The sequence below is a fragment of the Flavobacterium hiemivividum genome (genome assembly GCF_004349145.1).
GTDB classification, from domain to species: Bacteria; Bacteroidota; Bacteroidia; order Flavobacteriales; family Flavobacteriaceae; genus Flavobacterium; species Flavobacterium hiemivividum.
In genome coordinates this window covers 317,725-342,101 of the sequence record NZ_SMFO01000001.1, presented here as the reverse complement: position 1 = coordinate 342,101, position 24,377 = coordinate 317,725, and the positions used below count along the sequence as shown (strand labels likewise).

Below are 24,377 nucleotides of genomic sequence, written 5' to 3'. Positions count from 1 at the left end.
TTGCGTGAGGGATAGTAGTGGAAATCCTTTTATTCCTGAAGCGTTATCGGAAGGAATAAAAGATTGCAACGTATAGCCCGACCTCTTTAAAAAAAAGCTTTCTTTTTTTTAAAGAGGTCACGCCCTGAAACAAAAATAGTTTAAAATTTGGAGCTGTGAAACTTCAAACCTTAAACTATTTAATATTTGGAAATAGATGCGTCTTGCGGGACACTTTAAGCTTATTTTTAAATTAACTATTTGCCTTTAATCTCATTAAAACAGCTTTGATACCATTTAATTGTTTTGAAATCAGTGCACTCTGAGTAGGTTGAATTTCCTCTTTCTTTAATGCCAATTCGTATTTTTCGATAGCGGCTTCTTCGCCAGTAATGCAAGCGTTCACAATGGCTTCAGTGTCACCACTAGTGAAAGTTGATTTTATGTCTATCCAAGCACGGTGTAAAGAACCTAGTACTCCGCCGCCAGAGGTATCTGTAGATTTTCCTAATCGATTGATTTCGTCTTGTAATTCTACAATATATAGTGCGCGTTCGCGTGCATACTGTATGAAATTATGTTTCATATCTGTGTTTTCTACATGCTCAGCGGCGTTAGTATATCCTAATTTTCCGTCTTCAAGAATTTCAATTAATCCATCTAATGTGTCAACAATCTCTTTTCTGTTTTCATCTGTACTTGTCATGATCTTTGTTTTTAATTATTTGTATAAGACAAAGATGGTGATAGAATGGGTTTTATGCATTACAACATTTCTACACTTTTTTATAAAATTATGGAATGTCACTAAAAATCAGTGCGATAAGTTCTTTTATGTGTTGTGTGAGTAAAAGAAATGCCTCAAGAGATAAATCAAGAGGCATTTTAGTTTATAGCTGAAGAGAGTGTATTAAACTACTGCCTCTTTAATTCTTTTTAAAGCTTCTTTTAAGATGTCTTCGCTTGTCGCGTATGAGAAACGGATGCAATTTGGATTTCCAAAAGCGTCACCAGTTACAGTCGCAACATTTGCTTCTCCTAAAAGATACATTGAGAAATCATTAGCGTCTTTAATTACTGTTCCTCTTAATGTCTTTCCGAAGAAAGAAGAAACGTCAGGAAATACATAGAATGCACCTTCTGGGACGTTGATTTTCATTCCTGGAATTTCTTTGATTAATCCTACTACTAAATCTCTACGGCTATGGAAAGCTTGAACCATTTCGTTTAATACTGATGGATCAGCATCTACGGCAGTAATAGTAGCACGCTGTGCAATACTATTAGCCCCAGAAGTTACTTGACCTTGAATTTTTGTACAGGCTTTAGCGATAAATTCAGGTGCTCCAATATAACCAATTCTCCATCCTGTCATTGCAAATGCTTTGGCAACTCCGTTTACGGTAATTGTTTTTTCTAACATTCCTGGGATAGATGCGATACTGCAAAAAGTACCTGAGAAATTGATGTGCTCGTATATTTCATCTGCAACAACAATAATGTTGGGGTATTTTTCTAATACTTTAGCTATTGCTGTTAATTCTTCTCTGTTGTAAACTGAACCACTTGGATTACAAGGAGTACTGAACCACATCATTTTTGTTTTTGGTGTGATAGCCGCTTCTAATTGTGCTGGAGTGATTTTAAAGTCACTTTCAATCGAAGTAGGAACTTCAACGGGAACTCCACCAGATAATTTTACGATTTCGAAATAAGAAACCCAGTAAGGAGCTGGTAAAATAACTTCGTCACCATCGTTTAACATTACTTGTGCAATGTTGTATAAAGATTGTTTCGCTCCTGTAGAAATCACAATTTGTGATGGTTTGTAATCTAAATCATTGTCTCTTTTAAATTTTCGGCAGATAGCTTCTTTCAATTCAACATATCCATCTACTGGAGAGTAGGTGCTGTAGTTTTCGTCGATTGCTTTTTTAGCTGCTTCCTTGATAAAGTCTGGAGTATTGAAATCAGGTTCTCCTAAACTTAAGCTGATAATGTCTTTTCCTTGTGCTTTTAGCTCTCTTGCCAATGCCGCCATTGCTAATGTTTGTGATGTAGCAAGGTTGTTAATTCTGTCTGAAAGTAAATGATTCATTAAAAAAGTGTTGATTGCCCTCGTTTTTTATAGAAACAAGGGAGGTTAATTATTTATTTGTTTTCATAGAAATGAACTACTGCTAATCACTATGAAGTTAGACTCTAGATTGCAGGCTTCATTCCCAGTTCTTTCAAATGCTTGAAATGAGCAATAACGGCACTTCGCATTGTTTTGTATTCGTAATAAGGTAAATTACATTCCTCTGCCGTTTCTTTTACAATTTTAGCAATTTTACCATAATGAATATGGCTGATATTTGGGAAAATATGATGTTCAATTTGATGGTTTAAACCGCCAGTGTACCAGTTTACTATTCTGTTTTTTGGAGCAAAATTGGTCGTGGTGAATAATTGGTGTATTGCCCAGGTATTTCCCATTTCTCCCAATTCGTTTGGAGAAGGATTTTCTGTTTCTTCGACAACATGAGCTAATTGAAATACGATGCTCAGAATCAATCCTGCAGTGTAGTGCATAATAAAGAAGCCGATTAATACTTTCCACCAAGTGATTCCAATAACGATTGGTAATACGATCCAAATCGAAATGTAAATAACTTTTGTGATGATTAAAGTTGTCCAAAGCACTTTTGGGCTTTTGGCTTCACCATAGGATAATTTTCTTTTTAGGTAGTTTTTCATTTGCTTAAAATCGGTTGTAATAGCCCAATTGAAAGTTAATAAACCGTATAAAAATACGGAGTAATATTGTTGAAAACGATGGAAAGAATGCCATTTTGCATCTTTTGTAAATCGGATGATTCTTCCGGCATCTAGATCTTCATCATGACCAGGAATATTGGTGTAAGTGTGGTGCAATACATTATGTTGTACCTGCCAGTTGTGTACGTTTCCGGCAAGAATATAGATGGTACCACCCATGAATTTATTGACCCAGTTTTTATTAGAATAAGAACCATGATTTCCATCATGCATTACATTCATACCTACTCCAGCCATTCCTATACCCATAACTATAGTCAACAATAAATGCGCCCAGAAAGGCATGTCTAATGTTAAGATTAAAAAGTAAGGTGCAAGAAAAACAGTTATCAGGATAATAGTTTTCAAATGGAGTTTCCAATTCCCCGTTTTTTTAATATTATTTTCCTTGAAGTAATTGTTTACCCGAGAGTTAAGCGTTCTGAAGAACTTTAATTTATCTTGCTTAGCAAATGTAGGAGGTGTTTTGATCATATAAAAATGTAATAAGTTCCAAAGATAATTATTATAAATTTTAAGTATGCCAAATTGAGTGAAATATTTAAGAGTTAAAAACTGTACTTTTGTTAAAAAATTTGAACGATGGACGAGATTCTTAAGTATTTTCCTAATTTGACAGATCTCCAAAAGGAGCAATTCGAAAAGTTAGACTTTTTGTACCACGATTGGAACGAAAAAATTAATGTTATTTCGAGAAAAGATATTGACGCTTTATACACAAAGCATATTTTGCATTCTTTAGGGATTGCTAAAATTATAGATTTTGTACCAGGTACTTATGTTCTCGACGTGGGAACTGGGGGTGGGTTTCCTGGAATTCCATTAGCGATTCTTTTCCCTGAAACCCGTTTCCATTTGATTGATATCATTGGGAAGAAAATTAAAGTAGTTCAGGCAGTTGTGGATGGATTAGGGCTTACAAACGTTAAAGCTGAGCAATTAAGAGCAGAATTAGTTAAAGGTGATTTTGATTTTATCGTAAGTCGCGCCGTGACTAATATGCCCGATTTTGTGTCTTGGATAAAAGATAAAGTAAAGAAGAAAAGCAAGCACGAACTTAAAAATGGTATTCTCTATCTAAAAGGCGGAGATTTGACAGAGGAATTAAAAGACTTCCCAAAAGCAACTCAATATGACTTAGCTGATTTCTTTGAAGATGAATTCTTTGAGACGAAGAAAGTGGTGCATGTACCGTTGAAGCATGTAGTTTAGAGTCATAATGTCCAAAGTCGTAAAGTCGAAAGATAGTAACTATGGAAACAGAATAATGTAAAAAAAGCCGAATCTAAATTTAGATTCGGCTTTTTTATGATTGTGAAGCTCATTAAGTCTTTCGACTTTCAAACTTGTTTATTCACCTAAGAAAGGGTATCTGTAATCTACTGGAGTTACAAAAGTTTCTTTGATCGTTCTTGCTGATGTCCAACGCAATAAATTTTGCATAGATCCTGCTTTGTCATTCGTTCCTGATCCTCTTGCTCCACCAAATGGCTGCATTCCTACCACAGCACCAGTTGGTTTGTCATTGATGTAGAAGTTCCCTGCTGCATTTTGCAATTTTACTGTAGCTTCTTCAATTGCGTAGCGGTCTTGGCTGAAAACAGCTCCAGTTAATGCATACTCTGATGTAGTATCAACTAATTCTAATGTCTCTGCCCATTTTGCGTCTTCATACACATAAATAGTTACAACAGGACCGAATAATTCCGTTTCCATTGTACTGTATTTTGGGTTTGTTGTCAAAATAACGGTTGGTTCGATGAAATATCCTTTAGACTTATCATAGTTTCCACCAATGATTACTTCAGCATCTGTATCTTTTTTAGCTTGATCAATAAAACGAGCTAATTTGTCAAATGAACCTTCAGAAATAACAGCAGTAATAAAATTACTCATGTCTTCTGGAGAACCCATTTTCATTGATTTTAAATCAGCTTCTAATTGCGTTTTCACAGCTGGCCACAAACTTTGTGGAACATATACACGAGAAGCAGCACTACATTTTTGACCTTGGTACTCAAAAGCACCACGAGCAATTCCTGTAGTTACTTGTTTTGGGTTAGCTGATGGATGTGCGATAATAAAATCTTTTCCACCTGTTTCTCCTACAATTCTTGGGTATGTTTTGTAATTGCTGATGTTTGTTCCAATTTTTGCCCAAATATCATTAAAAACTCCTGTTGAACCAGTAAAGTGAACTCCTGCGAAATCTGGACTAGCTAATAAGGTTTCAGTTACCATTGCTGAATCTCCCATTACCATGTTGATTACACCATCAGGTAATCCTGCTTCTTTAAAAATTTGCATCAATAAATTTGCTGAATATACTTGAGTTGCTGCTGGTTTCCAAACTACTACGTTACCCATTAAAGCAACACAAGATGGTAAGTTTCCGGCAATTGCGGTAAAGTTAAAAGGAGTAATAGCATATACAAAACCTTCTAATGCTCTGTATTCAACACGATTCCACATGTCTGAATTAGATTTTGGTTGCTCGCTGTAAATTTGAGTCATGTACTCTACGTTGAAACGTAAAAAGTCAATCAATTCACAAGAAGCATCAATTTCAGCTTGATATATAGTTTTAGATTGAGCAATCATTGTTGCAGCGTTAATTCTGGCTCTGTATGGACCTGCGATCAACTCAGCTGCTTTTAAGAAAATACCAGCACGTTGTTCCCATGCCATTTTAGTCCACTGTGTTCTGGCTTTTAATGCCGTTGCAATGGCGCCTTCAATATGTGATTTTTCAGCTTGATGATATGTTCCTACGATATGTTGGTGATCGTGAGGCGCTGACATTGTTTTAGTATCTCCGGTTCTAATTTCTTCGCTTCCAATATAAAGAGGTACGTCAATTTTAGAATTCCACATTTCTGCGTAAGCTGCTTGAACGGCTACTCTTTCAGGTGAATTAGGTGCGTAGCTTTTTACAGGTTCGTTTACTGCCTTTGGTACGTTAAAAAATCCTTTTAGCATGATATTGTAGTTTGTTAATCTGTTAGTTTACAGATAAGATTAGACAATTGTATAGGTATATTATTCGAAATAGCACGAATAATTTATCTTGCAGCAAAAGTACAAAGGATAATTTAAAAATTTGATAAATAAAGGATAAGAAAACGAAATATATTCGGAAAGGGGAATATTAATTAAGCGCAAAGGGAGCACATAATTTAAATGTAGGTATAAAAACTTTAAAGGATTTTGTACTAGTAAAGTTAATCATGTTAAAATAGCCTTTCATAGCACCGTAAGGAGAGGCTAATAAACAGCCAGAACTGTAGGTGTGAAGTTCGCCAGGTTTTAGAACTGGTTTTTTTCCAATGACTCCTTCACCATCAACAATTTCGATATTGTTTAAAGAGTCATGAATTTCCCAATGGCGAGAATTTAGCTGTACAGAATCTTTACTATGGTTCTCGATCGTCACCTGATAACTAAAGGCAAAGTGGATCTTGTAGTTCTTGAAGTAAGTTCCTTCAAAACTAGTCAATACTGATATTTTTATGCCTCTTGTTATTTGAGATACCATTATAAAATGCTAATTAAGTGTGTAATAGATAACAAAACTACAAAATTTTGATTGCCTATTGTTCTTTTTTGAAATCTTTTTTTTAATTGATGATATTTAAGGAGTTAGCATTTCCTTTGCCAACTACACGGTCATATCGATCTGTGTTTTCGCGATAGTAAACTAGAACCGAGTAATCATTTTCCGTTTGATAAAAATTGCCGTCTATTGTATTTTCACTATCGATAGCTCCTTTTCGATCAACAGCTACGTATTCAAAATTTGTAAATCCTTGTTTTATTAGAAGGGCTTTTTCATAAATTCCTTTTTTAGGATTGTAATCCATCTTGAATTCAGGAGCCAGGCTATAATTATTGAACATTCCGTTGATATAGATAGCATTGTCGTTGTTAAAAGTGGGGGCGGAGAGACTGAAATAGACCCAAGCATAATCAGCTTCAATGGCACTGTTTTCACTATTAAAATTGCGAACGACAAAGTTACCGTTTATGTCTTCTGTATTAGAATATGGGAAATTTGCACGTGCATTATTGGTATATAAATAGGCGTTATAGATAGCGGTACTTGCATCAACTCTTGAGATGTTATTATTAGCCACCTTGATATCTTTATTTTCGAAATATAAAAATTCGTTACCAGCCCAATATTGGGTTTCACTATCGTACTTATAAATGAGATCATTACCAATGGTGTACTGCGGTGGAATATTTTTTATTACACTATTGAATTTACCATTTTGAAGTATAGCCACTTTTAGATTTTTCAAAGGATTTTGAAAATTGATAGTTTTTGATTTTATAGAAAAGTCCAGGTTGTGCTTGTATTCTACATTGCTTACTGTTCTTGCTCGTTTTACCTGAATGGGAACAGTTACTAAATCTTCGTACAAAATAAATTTTCTTGTAAATACGGTCTCTTTGTCATTATTTAAAATCTTCAGCATGTAGTTTCCACTTATTCTTAACTGCTGTGTATGCTGATTAGGGATCGATAGCGAATAATGAGAATAGATTTGTAAGGTGTTGAAAGAGTTGGTGTAGTCTTGAATTCTTTGGTTGTCAAAACCTTGTAAGTATTCGTTTTTCGGAATGTCAGACGGTTTCCAGTTGTAGTCGCAGTGAATTATTTCGTAATAATAATCGGCTTCATTGCCGTACAGATCATCAAATTGTAATTGGAATCCGCTGCCTAATGGAAATATCGGAACAACATTTTGATTGTTTTGAAAAAAGGAAACAGTCTTGATGTTAAATGGGGGAGCGACTTCATTTTCTACTTGTGCAGCAGCTGAAGTAAAGATGAAAAGAAATAATACTATTCGAAAAAAAGAATTAGGCATAAGTTTTATATTGCTGGATATGTAAATGTAACAAATTTAGCAGTACCATTATTATGCCAGTACTTTTATAAGTATTCGATGCTCTATTTAAAGCAAACAGGAATGATTTCTCCTTTTGCCAAGCAATATTTTTCTACCAGTTCTGGAGCAATTTTATTGGTGTAATCTTCCTCCATAACTTTAAATCCTATGCTTCTCAATTTATCAAAATAATCACGACCATAAATACGCACATGATCGTATTGTCCAAATATCTTTGCGCGCTCTTTTTGGTCTGTGATCGTATCATCAGAGAATGTTGTTGCTCTTGATAAGTCTTGTGGGATTTGCAAGATGGCCATTCCGCCAGGTTTCAAAACGCGATACAATTCCTGCATTGCCTTAGTATCATCTGGAATGTGCTCTAAAACGTGATTGCAAAGAATAACATCATATTGATTATCCTCGAAAGGTAAATTACATATATCTGCTTTTACATCTGCAAGCGGCGAAAATAAATCCGTTGTAGTATAATCTAGATTTTTCTGATTTCTAAATAATTTATAGAAAGCTTGTTCTGGCGCAAAGTGCAACACTTTCTTCTTTTCTTTAGAAGTGAAAAAATCAGTTTGCTCATTTAGATACAACCATAATAAACGATGTCTTTCAAGTGAAAGTGTGCTTGGCGAAAGTACATTGTTACGCTGTATTTCATACCCATAAGGCAACATCGATTTGAAACTTTTTCCGTCAATAGGATCAGTAAATTTGTTTCCTTTTAGCGAAAATGCAATAATAGGACGCGCTACATAACTTAAACGAATAAGCAGTGGACGAGGAATTGTATTAAGAATAAGCTTGAAAGCTGATTTCATAAAGTAAAAATTTTAAACACAGATTACACGGATTTTCACAGATTATTTATAAAATAATTCTTTTATATTTTAAACTGTCTTCTCCAAAATTGACTAATAAGCCAATTTTATTTTTTGAAGCAGCAAGATAATTTAATGTCTGTTTTACTTCTCCACTAGTTAATGTTTGAATAGCTTTTATTTCTAAAATAATTTGTCCAAAAGCTGTAAAATCAGAAAAATAATATCTTGGTAAAATAATATCTTTATAAGGGATATTATATTGCTTTTCCCTTTCATAAGGAATATTGTTAAGTTTAAACTCATACTCAAGAGCGTCACCATACACGTTTTCACTATGACCTTTCCCTAAAATTTTATGCGCTTCCATGCATAATCCTAAAATCTTGAAAGTTTCATCTTTTAAATAAAATTCTTCCATATTAAATCTGTGAAAATTAGTGAAATCTGTGTTATTTGTGACGTTCTTGAAATGTTATAGTACTAAAGGTACTTTTCTAAACTCATCCTCCTCATTACTTACAATTCCTAATGCTTGATATATATAAGCAAATGTGGATAATATTTCTGGTTTGCCATCTACAAGCGCTACATCGTGCTCAAAATGGGCACTCGGTTTTCCATCGGCGGTGGTGATTGTCCAACCGTCTTTGTGCTGCTTGATGTTTTTTGTTCCCAAGTTGATCATGGGCTCAATTGCTACAACCATTCCTTCTACAAAAAGTTTTCCGCGACCGCGTTTTCCATAATTAGGCATTTCAGGATCTTCGTGCATTTTTTGACCAAGTCCATGTCCTACTAACTCACGAACGACTCCGTAACCATGTGCTTCAGTATATTTTTGAATCGCATTACCAACATCTTCTACGCGATTTCCGGCTTTAAATTCGCGGATACCGACGTATAATGATTCCTTGGTAATTTGTAATAATTTTTTTGTTTCGGGAGCGACTTCGCCAATTTCAAAGGAATATGCGTGGTCACCATGGTAGCCATTTTTAAAAGCACCACAATCTACTGATATTACATCGCCACTTTCTAAAGGTTTATTATTAGGTATTCCATGAACTACTTGTGAGTTTGGACTCATGCAAAGGGAATTCGGGAAGTCATATAAACCAAGGAAACTAGGGACTGCTCCATGGTCACGAATGAATTCTTCGGCTAATTTATCTAAATAGAGAGTGGTAACTCCCTCTTTTATTTCGGAAGCAATCATTCCTAATGTTTTCGATACTATTAAAGCACTTTCGCGCATTAATTCTATTTCTTCACGAGATTTAACTATAATCATAATTTGATATTTTCAGCTTGCAAAAGTACAATTTTAAAATTATTTATTCAGGATTGGCTATAATTTTAAAAAGTTCCGAATTAGAAATGTAAAATCGATTCTCTAATGTGATTTGTGCAAGTTGAGCACTTACTAAATTATTTTCTCTAGTGTTGATTAAAAAAAGGGAGCTCTCACCAATTGAGAATAGCCGCTCTTCTGCTTTTAGCATCGTCCGATTGTCTTTTACTAAGTCTTTAATTAAATTTTTTTGTTTCGAAAGGGATTCGATTTCGAGTTTCTGTGCATTGATTTTATTGGTCAATTGTATTTTTTCTAAATTCAATATGAATTCGGTTTCTTGAATTTTGTATTTCGCTAACTTCAGACTTCCACGTTCTTTTCTTAGAAACAAAGGGAAATAAAAGTCTAATCCAATTTTATAATCTTGAAATTGATAATTATCAATATAACTTGGTTCTGACAAGTATGTGTAACCAATATCGACTTTTGGTAATAGCATATTCGCTTTTAATTTTTTTTCGATAGTTAGAATACCTATTTTCGAAGTAAGTGCATTTATTTTTGGATGATTAGTAATGTCGAAATTCTGGTTTACTAAGTCATTTGTTTTTAATGTTTCTTGAATTGTTAATTCCAATTGGATTTCAGGAATAAGTTCCTCCGAAAGTTCTAACGGAATATTATCTTCTAACCAAAGGAAATTCGATAATTCTAATCGCGCTTTGTTTAGTTTTAATGTAGCATCTTCTAAACTAAGAAATCTATTTTTAACGATGATTCCCGCTTCGATGCTGTCAATTGCTGGTTTGTCGCCGTGTTTAATTAAAGATTGAATGCCTTTGTATCTATTTTCGGCATTGGCTTTATAACTTTCGTATAATACAACTTCGTTGTGGGCTTTTTTCCAATTAAAGTAAGATAAGGAAGCATCATACAAAACGCTGATGGCGTTTAGTTTTTTTTCGGCCTGGCTCAGTTGAATCTGTATTTTTGCTCTCCTCACATCGGCCATTCGTTGGTTGATTAGCAAACCCTGTCCCAAAGGAATATTTATACCAAGGGATGTTAAACCTTGATTTGGAACTGTATTTTCTGGGTTTAAATAAATTCCTTCGTTGTTATCAAAACCAGCTTTAATTTCAATTCCGTACCAAGTAGGGATTTTAAAGCTACTGTTCAAAATCGAGTAATATTCCTTGTCTTTGAATTGTTTTTTATTAAAATCAACTTCGATTTTAGGGTCAAAGCCACCGCGGGCCATCATGAGATTAGCTTGGGCTTTGTTAATTTCTAGATTTGCGTTTTTCACCAGCGGATGGTATTTTTTTACATATCCCAGATATTCGTTGTACGTCAATTCGTTTGTCTTGTCTTTTTGACCGAAGGCAGAAAATCCCAAAAATAGAAAGCCGAGAAGTAGCTGTTTCATTATTTCTTTGCTTTAGTTTCATTTTTATAATAGTTAGGAGGGAAGCCGTTTAAAGTTCTCCAAATTTCAAACCAGATAGGAACTGTGTCTAAAAGCGCAATTGTTTGTGCGCCAGCGCCTATATTGAGTCGTTGCGGCCAGTTGGCTTCATTTTTATCTGGAGCGATCAGTACTCTGTACTTTCCATTATCACTTATAAAATTTTCGATAGCGACTATTTTTCCTCCAAAAGTACCATACGATATGTCAGGCCATCCGGAGAAGACGATCGTTGGCCAGCCATCAAACCAAACTCTGACTTTCTCGCCTCGTCTAATTAATGGTAAATCTATAGGGCTTACATATGTTTCTACTGCGATGTCATATACTGCAGGCATAACTGTAACGATGGGAGTCCCTTCTTTAATTGTTTCTCCAATTCCAGATTGTAAGACTCTATTGATGTAGCCGTTTTGTGCCGCTTTTATATAGTACATGCCATTTCTAATACTATAATTAGCGTATTGATTTTCAAGCTTACTTACTTGAGCTTGGGTGTCGTACTGATTGCTTAAAGCGGTATATTGATCACTTTGGGCTTTTGCAACCTTCTCTGCATATTCAGCATTGATCCTATTGGTTTCTACCTTAGAGTTGATGTACTCGTTTTTACTAGTAAGAAGTTTGTTTTCTTGGGTTATAATTTTGGCGTCTACTTCTTGAAGTTTTAATCTTTTTTCTTCCACATCGGTCATCGGCTTCAAGCCTTCTAGGTTTAGCTGAAGCGATCTGTTGTATTGTGTATTGGCAATTTTTAAATGTGTTTTTGCCGCAACAAGATCGATACTATCACTTTTTATTTTAAGAAGCGATTGTTTGATTTTGTTATTGGCTTGTTCTAATTTTAATTTTTTTTCGATTTCAATAGAACTAATTTGATTTGAAAGGGTAGTCACTTTCGAACCATAAGACTGTAAAGATTGTTTCTTTGCATTGACTTGGTTTTTGGTGTTTTCTACAAGATTGGGATCCATATAGTCTTCTTTGATTTCGGAGATGAATAAAATAGTATCTCCTTTATTTACGAAATCGCCTTCTTGAACGTACCATTTTTCAATGCGACCAGATATCACACTCTGAATCGATTGTGGTCTTTGGTTTGGTTTCAAAGTTGTAACGGCACCAGATCCAGATATGTTCTGTGTCCAAGGCAAGAATAATGCACCAATCCCAATTAGCGCAATTAGTGCTATTATTCTATTTAAGACTTTGTATTGCGCTTTATTATTCAAATTTTGGATTGTCTTGTATTTGTCCAAAGATTGAAGCTTAGGTTTATTATTGTCAGATATATTAAGCATCTTTTTGTTTTTTAGTATCTAAAAGGACTTGACCATTTTGCATCGTAATGTTTCGGGTAGATTTAGTTTTCCAATACGGATTTTTGGATGAAACAATTATGGTCCAGTTGTTTTTATCAGAAGTTATAAAATCAATAATCTCATTAGCTACTTTTTCGTCCATAGCATCCGTAGGATCTTCATAAAATAGGATTTTTGGTTTATGAATAATGCTCCTTGCTAAGAGTATTTTTTGAGCATTTGAAGAAGATAATTGTCGGCCTTCTGGAAAGACTTTAGTATTTAGTCCGTTGGGAAATGTTTTAATTAATGTAGTTAGCTGGACTGCATCTATTGCCCATTTTAAATCCTCTTGAGTTATTGTTTTATCGTTAAAAGCAATGTTTTCAAGAATCGTTCCTTCAAACAGAGCTTCTCCTTTGATAATACTGCCTATTTGTGATCGATATTGCTTTAAATCAATTTTCTGAAAAGTATCATCATTGATAAAAAGTGAACCTGATGTAGGTTGCATTAAACCAGACAATACACGAATGAGCGTTGTTTTACCAGATGCGTTTTCTCCGTCAAGGGATATTTTTTCTCCTTGTTCAATTTTTAATGTAATAGTATTTAATATAGTACGATCTGAATCAGGAAAGTGAAAACACAAGTTCTCTGTTTCTAAGGTGATCTCCGTGAAACAATTCGGTACAGGGTTGATTGACTCTTCTTCTAAATTCATGTCAGTAACTTGTCCAATTTTTTCGACAGAAGTTAAAACATCATAGAAAGTTTCTAGTCCAATAATTATTTTTTCAACCGAGTTTATTACTAACAAAATAATGATTTCAGCAGCTACAAATTGTCCGATATTCATTTCCTGGCTAAGAACTAAATAACCTCCAACGGATAGTAATCCTGCGGTAATAATAATTTTGAAAAAGATCAGTTGGGTAAATTGCCTCTTTATTATATTAAAATGCTTTTCCCTGTGGTCTATATATGTAGCGACTAGTTCGTCATTTTTTTCTAGTGCAAACGTGAAGTTCAGTTCGTTTCTAAAGCTATAATTGTTCCGCGCTATCTCCTGAAGCCAGCTTGCTACTTTGTATTTGTATTTAGATTCTTTTAAACTCGTTTTTAAGCCGCTATTGTATGAAAACTTAAAAATGAAGTATAGAAGAAAAACCAAAAGCACTCCAAAAATTATGAAAAACGGATGGTATAGCGATAGGAGTATGATTCCAAAAACGATTTGAAGTAACGCTGCAGAAAAATCTAATAGTAACTTTGAAGTTCCTTTTTGAACTGTTAAGGTATCAAAGAAACGATTTGCTAATTCAGGAGGATAATTGTAGTATAATTCTTCAAATTTTATTTTGGGTAAACGTGCTGCAAATTCAAAGGAAGAGCGCACAAAAATTTTTTGCTGGAGGTTTTCAGTAATTCGTAATTGCATTAAGGAAAGAAGCCCAACTAATGCAACTCCAAAAACTACAAGAATAATTAGCACAATCCATGAGGCACTTACCCTGCCTGATTGAATGAAATTTATGATGGCTTGAATTCCCAATGGCAATGATAAACTCACTAATCCTGCTATTATAGCATAAAAGATTAGTTGGGTAACATCTTTCTTGTCGAGCTTTAATAAGTTGTAGAGTCGTTGTAAGGGAGTCATGGTTTATTTGTTTTTTAGTAAATTCTCAAGAAGGTCAATGTAGAAATCAGTGGGTGAAATTTCTTCGTTACAGTTTGTAATAGTTTTTAAATGATCTCTTAAAAAATGTTGATGAAGCGCGCCTTCAATTATTGATGAAGCAAGACTTTTAGCATACTTATATTCAGGATTTACTGCTGTTATTAATTCTACTAAACGATTGATCACTCTTTTGTAAATTAGAAAGAAACCTTCCTTGTTTTCTTCATCTACCTCTTTTGTGTGTAGCGTTTTGGTGAATTCGGCAATGATTATTTTATTTAAAATTGATTCGTTAATGTACTCTGTAGCCAGGTCATCTTCAATTTTCTCTGTTACGACAGTGATCGCTTTTCTTAACTTTTCGAAGGGATCATCGATGTTGGTTGTTGCTAAAATTAGTTTGTATTCCATCCAACTCCAGTACCACGAAGAAAGATACAACAATAATTTATGTTTGTTTTCGAAGTATCGATAGATGGAACTTTCGTTAGAGTTAATTTTTGCACCTAATTTTCTAAAAGTGAAATTGTCAAATCCTATTTCTTCAATCAAAAAGATGCTTTGCTTTATGATATTTTTTCCTAGCACGGAGGTTTCAGGATCTTTTACATAAATTTTTTCGTTAACCTGAATTTTTATAGTAGAGAATATCGCTTTCATTTTGAGTATTATTTTCGCAAAAGTAATAGCGTTACTATTACTGTGCAAATATAATGGAATCTTATTATAAAAATAAAGGCTATTCGTAGTGAATAGCCTTAAAAAAATATGGGTTTGGTAGGTGTTATAGCAAAGAATGACGTGTCATAACTTCTGGTTTTTCTATTCCCATTAATTCTAAAATCGTAGGGGCAATGTCCCCAAGAACTCCATTGTTTATGTGTTTTAAATATTTGTCAACTAGAATAATTGGCACTGGATTAGTGGTGTGAGCTGTATTCGGACTGCCGTCAGGGTTTATCATCGTTTCACAGTTACCGTGATCCGCAATAACAATAGTGGTGTAATTACTAGCTAAAGCCGCGGTAATTACTTTTTCGACACATTGATCAACAGCTTCACAGGCTTTGATAGCTGCACTCATAATTCCGGTGTGGCCTACCATATCGCCATTGGCAAAATTAAGACATACAAAATCTACATCCCCTTTTTCAAGTTCTGGAACTAAAGCCTCTGTTAATTCAAATGCGCTCATTTCAGGTTGCAAATCGTATGTTGGTACTTTTGGAGAATTTTTTAATATTCTTTTTTCGCCTCTAAAAGGTATTTCTCGCCCTCCAGAAAAGAAAAATGTTACGTGCGGATATTTTTCAGTTTCGGCAATTCTAATTTGAGTTTTATTAGCTTTTTCGAGAACTTCACCTAAGGTTTCTGTTATGTTATCCTTATTGTAAACCACTTTTACATTCTTATACGTTTCATCATAGTTAGTCAAGGTAACGTAGTACAAATTTAACTTGTGCATGTTTTGTTCGTGGAAGTCTTGCTGAGAAAGCGCTTCAGTCAATTCTCTTCCTCTGTCTGTTCTAAAATTAAAGAAAATAACAACGTCATCTTCTTCAATAGTTGCGATAGGTTTAACATTATTATCCACTATCACTATAGGGTCGATGAACTCATCTGTAATATTGTTAGTGTAGCTATGTTCGATTGCTACTACAGGATCTAGAGCAGGAGTTCCGCGACCATTCACAATCAAATCGTAGGCGAGTTTAACTCTTTCCCATCTTTGATCACGATCCATTGCGTAATAGCGACCTATAACTGAAGCGATTTTTACCGACTTATTTGCAATATAGTTTTCTAAATTTTGAATGTAATTTTTTCCTGATTTAGGATCTACATCACGACCGTCAGTAAATGCATGAATAAATACGTCTTTTAATCCATAAGCTTGAGTAGCGTCGATTAATCCGCGAAGGTGCGAAGTATGAGAATGCACACCACCATCAGAAACTAATCCTAAGAAGTGTACTTTTTTATTGTTGTCTTTTGCATATTGAAAGGCATCGATTAGAACTTGTTCCTTGGCTAAACTATTATTGGCGACAGCCAGATTTATTTTTGCTAAATCTTGGTAAACGATACGACCAGCACCCAGGTTCATATGTCCTACTTCGCTATTTCCCATTTGCCCTTCGGGTAAGCCTACGTTTAAACCATCGGTCCTTAGTTGTGCACTTGGATATTTTGTATAAAGACTGTTTATAAAAGGAATATTAGCTTGATCGATTGCTGATACTTTAGGGTCAGGAGATTTTCCCCAACCGTCTAATATCATCAGAATTACTTTCTTGTTCATTTGTATGGATTTTAAACAAAGGTAAAGTTTTTCTAAAATGTGTCAACAGAAGAACAGACTATTATATATTCAGGAATAAACAGCAGTAAATACTACTGAATTAATTGTGTAAGGATTGTTTTTTTAAAATATACGCAACTTAAAATTTAGATTTTATACTGTTGTAATCGATGAAGTATTTCACGCTGATTGAAAAAGTATGATTCAAAGCGTCATTATTCAATAAGTTAGTTACGTTTTTATTGAAATCTTTATTGATTATTTCATCAAAATTAGCTGCGCTGTTTCGATATAAAATAGAAATCTCGCTTCCAGGGGCAAACCACCATGAATATGACAAATCAAGATTCCAAGAACTAAAACTGGAGTTTTTATTTGCTGTATAATTTTGATAGTCGGCTAGTCGTCCATCGTCTTTTAAGTATAAGAAATTCTTGTTTTCGGCATACGACCAGTATTGACGTACTTCCATATTAAAATTCATTCTACTATTAAGTGAGTATTTTCCATACAGAGTATTGCTGTAAGTGACCGTGTTTCTATTAGCAAAAATAATCGAAGGTGGAGTAGATGGATTTGTATCGGTATCGATTTTATCTATAAAACCCTTATCGTTATTTTGCCTGAAGTAATTGAAATTAATATTCATCGAGAATTTATCATTAAAACGATATCTAGGACCTATTCCTATTTCGAAAGAGTTACGGGCGAATTCACTTAATTTTGTTACGGACGAATTAATATCAAGAGCAAATTTATTGTTGTAATTAGTGGATATGTAAAAATAACCGCCTAGACTTCTGGGTGTTATTAAAAACCTATTTTCCGTTCTAGCTTCGTAGTAATCGTAAGACTCAAAAGGGCTAGCATTTAGGTCGAAACCATAACTATGATTTTTTTTATTTTCCATATTTACAAATACGCTAAAGCTATTGCCTTGTAATTTACCGGTTTCTTTATGAAATTGGCTAAACATATTTGAACTTACTCGAAAGGAAGTGAAAAGTGTTGTGGGATTTAAGATTCTATAACTAGCACCGCCATAAGTACTGTAGTAATTAGTTCTAAAATTGATTCCTAAATCATTATTATCAAAATCTTTAGTAACTAGATCTGCTCCTACATTATATCTATATTTTCCGCTCGTTTCTCCCAGATTTAATGTAGAGTATAATCCTTTTTTGTCTGTAACATCATTCACGTAGCTGTACTTTATATCTCCTGATAAATTATAGGTGTTTTTTTTAGTGTTTAAATCCCAGACAATCGCCGAGACATTGGCGTCTCTAAAATCGCCATTTCTGGTTACGTTTGTATTGATAAAAGAAATAGCTGAATTTTTACGAAAACGCTGGTCTAAAACAAGTACATTGTAGTTAGTCAAAGGTTCCACTTCTTCGGTTCGTGTCTCTTTTGTCACGCTGTTTTCAACGGTTGCATTTGTTTTCTTGGTGACTGCGTTTAGAATACCTATCCCAAGTCCGTCTTTTGTTCGCCCCGACACTTTTAAGGCGTTAATTAACTCCACATTAGATGGGTTTTCGATTATTATCTCGTTGTCTGCAGTTTTAGGTCCTCTGCTCGGTCTTCCTCCAATTCTTCTGGAATAGACTAAATCTCCTTTGCTAAATAAGTCGGTACCTTCAGTAAAAAAAGGTCGGTTCTCGTTAAATTGTTGTTCGAATGGTCCAAGGTTTAGAATTTGGTTATCAAATTTAGTCTGTCCAAAATCTGGAATCAGGATGGCGTCTAAGGTAAAAGCGTCATTAATTCCATATTTTATGTCTAGGCCGCCTTTTAAAGTGCCTAGCGTTTTTTGATATTTGTTAGCGTTTAAGTAAAATGACGAATACGGCAATAAAAACAACCGGGTAGGAGGCTTTATGTTTTCTATGCCTTGCAATACACCTGTTTGTTGTGTGAAAGTTTCAATTTTTGAATCAATAAAATTCCAAGTATATTTATGACGGTCTCTTTTTATATCTCTAAAAAAGTTAAGTCCCCAAGTTTGTTTTTTCTCTCCCGAAAAGCGCAGTGCGGCATATGGTATTCGCATTTCGACAACCCAGCCAAAATCAGTAATTATTGCTTTACTTTTCCATATTGCGTCCCAGGAATAATCTTCGCCGTTAGTGTCTGTAGTAATACAATCACCTTGTCCATCGGCAGCGTTAACAAAAAACTGAAAATCCTGCTGACCATCATTAAAACCATTTATAAAAACCCCAAAAACATCTGATGCGCCAAAACTATCTCGTTGTGTAATTTCTTTTCTAATTTTATCAGGTTCGTCGTCATATAATAATGCTCCAATATAAATTGCGTCATTATCGTAAAGTACTTTTACAATAGTTTTTCTGTTTTCTGGAATTGGTTTTCCATTATCTGGCTGGAACATGATGAAATCAGTGGCTTCGGGCGTGGCTTGCCAAATGCTTTCATTTAGTTTTCCGTCGATAGTTATATTATCAGAAGTGAATTTTGTTTGTAAAACTTTTTTTTGGCTATAGCCAAATAGGGAAACGAAAACAAAGAATAGCAGTAAAATGTATTTCATAAATGTATCAATAGATAAAACGAAAATATTCGAAACCTATTTTAGATATTTATCAGGCTGTAAATAAACTGCTTCAAAAAGGCTTTAGATAATAGACTGATTTTTATGAGTCTTGTTACACTTAATTTGTAAAAAATTTAAAATTTATTTTTGATAACATTGTAGTCAATGAAATAACGAACGCTTACTGAAAGTATATTTGTCATGTTACTATCAAACACATTTTTTAGGTTTGTGTTTAATCTTTTTTCCACATTAGGACTGCCTTCTTGCGCATAGTTGCGGTATAAAATGGACAATTCACTTCCAGGTGCAAACCACCACGAGTAGGAAAAGTCTAAATTCCAAGAGTTGAAATTTCTGTTTCTGTTCAAGTTGTAGGAGTCGTTTTTGGATAATTGACCATTATTTTCTAAGGTGTAAAAATCTTTGATATCTGAGTAAGACCAGTAATAACGAGCCGTTAGATTAAGTGCCATTTTATCATTGATAGCATATTTACCGGTAAGATCATTTTGTAGTATTTCCCTATCTCTTTTACCAAAAATGATATCAGAATTTTCAAAATCAACCCAGCCTATGTCATTTTTTTTGATTGTGTAATCAACTACGAGATAGAGTGAAAACTTGTCATTCATTCTGTATTTTGGACCAACAGCAATTCCGTAATTAACTCTTCCTTCTTGGTCGTATTTTGTGACGCTTTGAGTAATATCAAAAGTGAAAGCATTATTTCGATTAAATTCTATACCCACATATTCGCCTATACTTCTTGGTAATTGTAAATAACGACCATCGACTCTTGGTTCATAAAAATCATATGCTTCAAAGGGTTTTATATCTAAACCAATTTCGAAATAATGATTGCGTTTTGTAGTTGCTTTTATTGTAGGCTTGTATAATCCTTCTTGAAGTTTACCAGTAGTATTGTCAAATACTAAATTGAATTCATTTTGAAATCGGAAAGTATTGAATGTCTTAGTAGGGTTTAATATTCGATAACTTAAATTACTGTACAAATTGTAAAAGTTAGTATAGAAATTAATTCCCAAGTCATTGTTGTCAAATTCCTTTGAGGTGTAACGTCCTGAAAAGGAATATCTATATTTTCCGCTTGTTTTGGCAAAATTTAGAGATGATTTAATACCGTCATAATCTTCAATGGAGTTAATTGTACTATATTTAAGATCACCATATAAGTTGTAAGAGTTGGCTTTAGTGCTTAAGTCGAATAGCAAAGCAGACACATTAGCGTCTCTAAAACTGCCGTTACGTGTGGTATTAGTATTTACAAATGACACTGATGAATTTTGATTAAAACGCTGGTCTAAGACCAAAACATTGTAATTCGTAAGGGGTTCAATAACTTCTTTTCGTGTTTCTTCGGTTGTTGTGTTTTCTATTGTGGCGTACGTTTTTTCGGTAATAGCATTCAAAAAGCCAATGCCTAAACCTTTCTCGGTTCTTCCGGATACTTTTACGGCATTAATCAAGTTGACAGAGCTGGAATAGTTTGTCACTTCCTCATCGGCTGCTACATTTGGGTAGGTGCTTGGTGCGCCACCTATTCGACGGGAATAGAATATGTTTCCAATGTTAAATAGATTAGTTCCTTCGGTAAAAAACGGCCTGTTTTCATCTAGTCTTTGTTCGAAAGGTTCTAAGTTTAATATCGCATTATCAAATTTAGTCTGACCAAAATCAGGTATTAAAATAGCGTCCAATGTGAAAGAGTCATTGATTCCATATTTAATATCGAGTCCTGCTTTCAAAGTTCTATCCGAGGTAAAATCATCTTCCTGATAATAAGTCGACACATAAGGAATAAAGAAAAGACGGGTTGGTGGTTTAATATTTTGTATTCCTTCGAGTGTTCCCGCTTGAGTAATTACGGAGCCAATTTTAGTATCCACATGATTCCAAGTATATTTTTGAACATCACGTTTTATTTCGCGCATAAAGTTCAACCCCCAAATTTGTTCTTTGCCATTAGAAAAACGCAAAGCTGCATAAGGGATTTTCATTTCTACAATCCATCCAAAATCAGTAATAACGGCCTTACTTTGCCATATAGCGTCCCAGGAAAAATCTTCAGTCTGTTCTGTTGCTAAGCAATCCATTTGAACATTAGCAGCACTTACAAAGAATCTAAAATCTTGTTGACCGTCGTTAAATCCGTTTATGGAAACAGAAAAGTGGTCGGATACACCAAATACATCGCGATTTGTTATTTCTTTTTGAATTTTTTCAGGTTGGTTATCATGTAAAATTGCCGAAATGTAAATAGCATCGTTATCGTATAAAACTTTAACTTCTGTTTTCTTATCTTTACTTATAGGTTTTCCATTGTCTGGCTCAAACATGATGAAATCAGTGGCAATGCTGCTAACGGTGTTCCATGCTTGCTCCTTGACCTCGCCATCGATACTTATGATTTCTGTCGTTGGTTTCGCAAAAAGAGTCTTTTTCTGACAGTAGGACTTGAAACTAAATAAGATTATAAAGGTTATGGTAATGTAATAGGATTTTGGCATGAATTCTGGTTTGGTTGAAGCAAAAGTAATAAAATTCACATAATTATCAACTTATGTGATATATATTTAAGGATCAATATAGTATTCATAATTGTTAAAGATTCCTTAAATAGTACTGTTTAGTGTTTAGTTAAGATAATTTTTATACTTTTGCAAGCGTTCATATGATATATAACTTAATAAAAATCAATGATTTATAAAATATTCCCAGCCCTATTCTTGTTGTTTATTTCTAATTCTACGAGTAGCTTATTCTTCTCTGAGACTAAAGCGAAGAGTGAAATAAAAGTTGCTAAGGTGATAAAAATCACTGCTGAAAGTAATGCCGAATCAGTTTACAACAATCTGAATTCGAATCATTTTGCATTACCTAATTTACAAAGTTTTACAGAAGCTTTAAAAGGTTTCAATTTGTTGAAGGAAAAAGGATTAGTTAGTAAAAACATACTGACTTTGATTGATTTTAGTATGTCATCTAATTCTAAAAGACTTTGGGTAATTGATCTTACTACTAATAAAATATTATACAATTCTTTAGTTGCTCACGGAAGAAACACCGGTGATGAATTTGCTAAGAATTTTTCAAATGCATCCGAATCGTTTCAAAGTAGCCTTGGATTTTACGCTACAGGTGAAATATATACTGGAAAGCACGGGAAGTCACTTAGATTAGATGGCTTGGAAAAAGGGATCAATAGTAACGCCAGAGATAGAGCAGTTGTTATTCATGGAGCAAATTATGTTTCAGATTCTTTTATACAAAATAACAAACGATTAGGTAGAAGTTTAGGTTGTCCTGCGCTTCCGATGGATTTGTCTAATGAAATAATTCAAACGATAAAGGATAAGTCTTGTTTATTTATTTATTATCCATCAAATAGCTATAAAACATCTTCTAAATTAATCTAACAAGATTTATTTAATCATAATAAAAATGCCGTTTGTAAAGCTACAAGCGGCATTTTTTTGTGTTTATGAGTATCTGTGAACTGGCTATTCACTGCATGTATTCAATAAGGCGTTTGGATTTATTGAAGAGCTAAGCTTTTTAAGTCAATATATTGTTCGAAAATTGATCAGAATTTAAAGCTGCGATTAATTCAACGATAGTAAACTGAAGTAGGAGCATTGAATTATCAGGACGGAACCTTAATTATTGGTGTAAATAGCTTGTTAAGGATGTTTTTTTTGAATGAAATACATATTGGGCGGAAAAATTAAAAGAGGTAACATTTTAATTTTAAAATGGTTATAAAAAACTGCTCTTTTTTTTGAAAAAAATCCATTAAAAAACTTGTTTCAAAGCCAAGTTATTATCTATATTTGCACCACAGTAATGCGAAAGTAGCTCAGTTGGTAGAGCTCCAGCCTTCCAAGCTGGTTGTCGCGAGTTCGAGCCTCGTCTTTCGCTCTTTAATAACCCTAACTTGAATAAAGTTAGGGTTATTTATTTTATAGCGTTATTGTATTCTCGTTAAAATTCACGAAAACTCCAACTTTCGTTATTAAAATCGAAATGTAATTTTTTAGTTTTTTTTTATAACGTTGGAATCGGTTCGATATTAGGACTTTAAATTTTCTCAGATTCCCAAATCAAAATATTTTTATTTTATTTAAAAAAAAGTTTGCGTTAGATTGAATAAGTTTCTATATTTGCACCCTGTTAATGCGAAAGTAGCTCAGTTGGTAGAGCTCCAGCCTTCCAAGCTGGTTGTCGCGAGTTCGAGCCTCGTCTTTCGCTCTTAAAAAAAGCCTAACTTTTTATAGAGTTAGGCTTTTTCGTTTTACGACTTGGTTGTCGTCTCGTCAAAAGTGACGAGAATCCTCGTCTTTCGCTTTATTATTTCAGGTTACTAATATCTGTTCCTGTTTCTATTTCTTCGGCAGCTTGATTTTGTTTGAATACTCTAGCGGCTAGCTGTCCCTTCAGAATTATTTTATCGCCATCTACTTTTAACCAGCTTCCTTCGCGAAGTCCTAAAACAGGGATGTTGTTATATGCATGAAATTCTTTTATTCTAGTTTCTCGCGTTTCTCCCATGTGTTTAGATTGTAGATCTGGATCTAAATAATGTGCATTCAAGTTAAAAGGAATTAATCCTAAGGTTTTAAAACTTGGAGGATAAACAATAGGCATGTCATTTGTCGTTTGCATGCTTAGTCCGCAAATAACACTTCCTGCGCTAGTTCCTAAATACGGAGTTCCGTTTTTTACGGCTTCAGTAAGAGCTGTTATAATATTATTTTGGTACAATTGAGCAACTAAAACAAAGGTGCTTCCGCCTCCTGTAAAAATCCCTTCAGCATTTTTTACGGCTAACGCTGCGTCATCGTATTCATGTATTCCTTTTACTGCTATATTAATTTTGGCGAAAGCCGAAGCTGCATTAGTAGTATATTCTTCATGCGAAATACCGCTAGGTCTCGCGTACGGTATAAATAATATTGTTTTACAGTTTCTAAAATGGATTTTCAACTCAGGTAAAAGGTATTCTAAATAATCGCTCCCATGTACCGTGGAAGTGCTTGCAATAATAATATTTTTCATTTCTTGTGTTATTTTATTGGAGTTAAAGATATAAAATCAGGTTTCTTATAATAATGTTTTTTATTTTTTATTAACTTTTTTTTACCAACTCCTTAGTAATTAATTTGGAAGAGATTAGGATACATTTACCAGTTGAGAATAAAAAACTGATATAATTTA

General features: G+C 34.0%; 19 protein-coding genes and 2 tRNA genes. 4 read left to right on the top strand and 17 right to left on the bottom strand.

Translation table 11 applies throughout. From position 1 onward, the window contains the following. Nucleotides 1–232 precede the first annotated feature (232 nt). From E0F98_RS01520 to E0F98_RS01510, 3 genes are all read right to left on the bottom strand, one after another. Entirely contained in the window at nucleotides 233–685 is a 453-nt protein-coding gene (locus E0F98_RS01520) for a ferritin-like domain-containing protein (RefSeq protein WP_132108525.1), read from the bottom strand. A gap of 204 nt (nucleotides 686–889) precedes the next feature. Next, complete coding sequence (locus tag E0F98_RS01515; RefSeq protein WP_132108523.1) at nucleotides 890–2,077, bottom strand: pyridoxal phosphate-dependent aminotransferase; 1,188 nt, start codon at nucleotides 2,075–2,077, stop codon at nucleotides 890–892. A 104-nt stretch (nucleotides 2,078–2,181) separates the two neighbouring features. Beyond that, on the bottom strand, nucleotides 2,182–3,273 hold the full coding sequence (locus tag E0F98_RS01510; protein WP_132108521.1) for a fatty acid desaturase family protein: 1,092 nt from the start codon (nucleotides 3,271–3,273) through the stop codon (nucleotides 2,182–2,184). A 108-nt stretch (nucleotides 3,274–3,381) separates the two neighbouring features. Between E0F98_RS01510 and rsmG the strand changes: the two genes are divergently transcribed. Beyond that, nucleotides 3,382–4,011: a 16S rRNA (guanine(527)-N(7))-methyltransferase RsmG gene (rsmG, locus tag E0F98_RS01505; RefSeq protein ID WP_132108519.1), complete on the top strand. Its 630-nt coding sequence runs from the start codon at nucleotides 3,382–3,384 to the stop codon at nucleotides 4,009–4,011. Nucleotides 4,012–4,149: 138 nt separating this feature from the next. Here the strand turns inward: rsmG and pruA are convergent, their stop codons facing one another. From pruA to E0F98_RS01440, 13 genes are all read right to left on the bottom strand, one after another. Beyond that, a complete protein-coding gene (pruA, locus tag E0F98_RS01500; RefSeq protein ID WP_132108517.1) occupies nucleotides 4,150–5,778 on the bottom strand; it encodes an L-glutamate gamma-semialdehyde dehydrogenase in 1,629 nt (542 codons plus the stop codon). Nucleotides 5,779–5,947: 169 nt separating this feature from the next. Further along, a complete protein-coding gene (gene apaG, locus E0F98_RS01495; protein WP_132108515.1) occupies nucleotides 5,948–6,334 on the bottom strand; it encodes a Co2+/Mg2+ efflux protein ApaG in 387 nt (128 codons plus the stop codon). Nucleotides 6,335–6,416: 82 nt separating this feature from the next. Beyond that, the gene (locus tag E0F98_RS01490) at nucleotides 6,417–7,673 is read right to left on the bottom strand and encodes a type IX secretion system plug protein (RefSeq protein ID WP_132108513.1); all 1,257 of its coding nucleotides are present in this window, start codon (nucleotides 7,671–7,673) and stop codon (nucleotides 6,417–6,419) included. An 83-nt stretch (nucleotides 7,674–7,756) separates the two neighbouring features. Next, nucleotides 7,757–8,527 (bottom strand): class I SAM-dependent methyltransferase, encoded by a 771-nt coding sequence (locus E0F98_RS01485; protein ID WP_132108511.1) that lies wholly within the window; start codon nucleotides 8,525–8,527, stop codon nucleotides 7,757–7,759. Nucleotides 8,528–8,573: 46 nt separating this feature from the next. Beyond that, nucleotides 8,574–8,948, bottom strand: a complete 375-nt coding sequence (locus E0F98_RS01480) for a GxxExxY protein (protein ID WP_132108509.1) — start codon at nucleotides 8,946–8,948, stop codon at nucleotides 8,574–8,576. A 54-nt stretch (nucleotides 8,949–9,002) separates the two neighbouring features. Beyond that, complete coding sequence (gene map / locus E0F98_RS01475; protein ID WP_132108507.1) at nucleotides 9,003–9,821, bottom strand: type I methionyl aminopeptidase; 819 nt, start codon at nucleotides 9,819–9,821, stop codon at nucleotides 9,003–9,005. 43 nt (nucleotides 9,822–9,864) lie between these two features. Continuing rightward, nucleotides 9,865–11,253: a TolC family protein gene (locus E0F98_RS01470; protein ID WP_132108505.1), complete on the bottom strand. Its 1,389-nt coding sequence runs from the start codon at nucleotides 11,251–11,253 to the stop codon at nucleotides 9,865–9,867. After that, nucleotides 11,253–12,593 (bottom strand): HlyD family secretion protein, encoded by a 1,341-nt coding sequence (locus tag E0F98_RS01465; RefSeq protein WP_132108503.1) that lies wholly within the window; start codon nucleotides 12,591–12,593, stop codon nucleotides 11,253–11,255. Before E0F98_RS01465 ends, E0F98_RS01470 begins: the two co-directional genes overlap by 1 nt. Further along, entirely contained in the window at nucleotides 12,586–14,256 is a 1,671-nt protein-coding gene (locus E0F98_RS01460; protein ID WP_132108501.1) for a peptidase domain-containing ABC transporter, read from the bottom strand. Before E0F98_RS01460 ends, E0F98_RS01465 begins: the two co-directional genes overlap by 8 nt. 3 nt (nucleotides 14,257–14,259) lie before the next feature. After that, nucleotides 14,260–14,937, bottom strand: coding sequence for a TetR/AcrR family transcriptional regulator (locus E0F98_RS01455; protein WP_132108499.1), 678 nt, complete (start codon nucleotides 14,935–14,937; stop codon nucleotides 14,260–14,262). Nucleotides 14,938–15,061: 124 nt separating this feature from the next. Continuing rightward, a complete protein-coding gene (gpmI, locus tag E0F98_RS01450; protein WP_132108497.1) occupies nucleotides 15,062–16,579 on the bottom strand; it encodes a 2,3-bisphosphoglycerate-independent phosphoglycerate mutase in 1,518 nt (505 codons plus the stop codon). Between the two features lie 139 nt (nucleotides 16,580–16,718). Next, nucleotides 16,719–19,136, bottom strand: a complete 2,418-nt coding sequence (locus tag E0F98_RS01445; RefSeq protein ID WP_132108495.1) for a DUF5916 domain-containing protein — start codon at nucleotides 19,134–19,136, stop codon at nucleotides 16,719–16,721. A 137-nt stretch (nucleotides 19,137–19,273) separates the two neighbouring features. Further along, entirely contained in the window at nucleotides 19,274–21,670 is a 2,397-nt protein-coding gene (locus tag E0F98_RS01440) for a DUF5916 domain-containing protein (protein ID WP_132108493.1), read from the bottom strand. 189 nt (nucleotides 21,671–21,859) lie between these two features. On the opposite strand from E0F98_RS01440, the gene E0F98_RS01435 reads away from it, so the two are divergent. The 3 genes from E0F98_RS01435 (at nucleotide 21,860) to E0F98_RS01425 (ending at nucleotide 23,411) form a co-directional block, all read left to right on the top strand. Continuing rightward, on the top strand, nucleotides 21,860–22,579 hold the full coding sequence (locus tag E0F98_RS01435; protein WP_132108491.1) for a murein L,D-transpeptidase catalytic domain family protein: 720 nt from the start codon (nucleotides 21,860–21,862) through the stop codon (nucleotides 22,577–22,579). A 429-nt stretch (nucleotides 22,580–23,008) separates the two neighbouring features. Then, a tRNA-Gly gene (locus E0F98_RS01430) sits at nucleotides 23,009–23,081 on the top strand. Between the two features lie 257 nt (nucleotides 23,082–23,338). Beyond that, nucleotides 23,339–23,411 (top strand) — tRNA-Gly (locus E0F98_RS01425). A gap of 99 nt (nucleotides 23,412–23,510) precedes the next feature. On the opposite strand, the gene pepE is transcribed toward E0F98_RS01425, so the two are convergent. Beyond that, the gene (gene pepE / locus E0F98_RS01420) at nucleotides 23,511–24,218 is read right to left on the bottom strand and encodes a dipeptidase PepE (protein ID WP_132108489.1); all 708 of its coding nucleotides are present in this window, start codon (nucleotides 24,216–24,218) and stop codon (nucleotides 23,511–23,513) included. Between the last annotated feature and the right edge of the window lie 159 nt (nucleotides 24,219–24,377).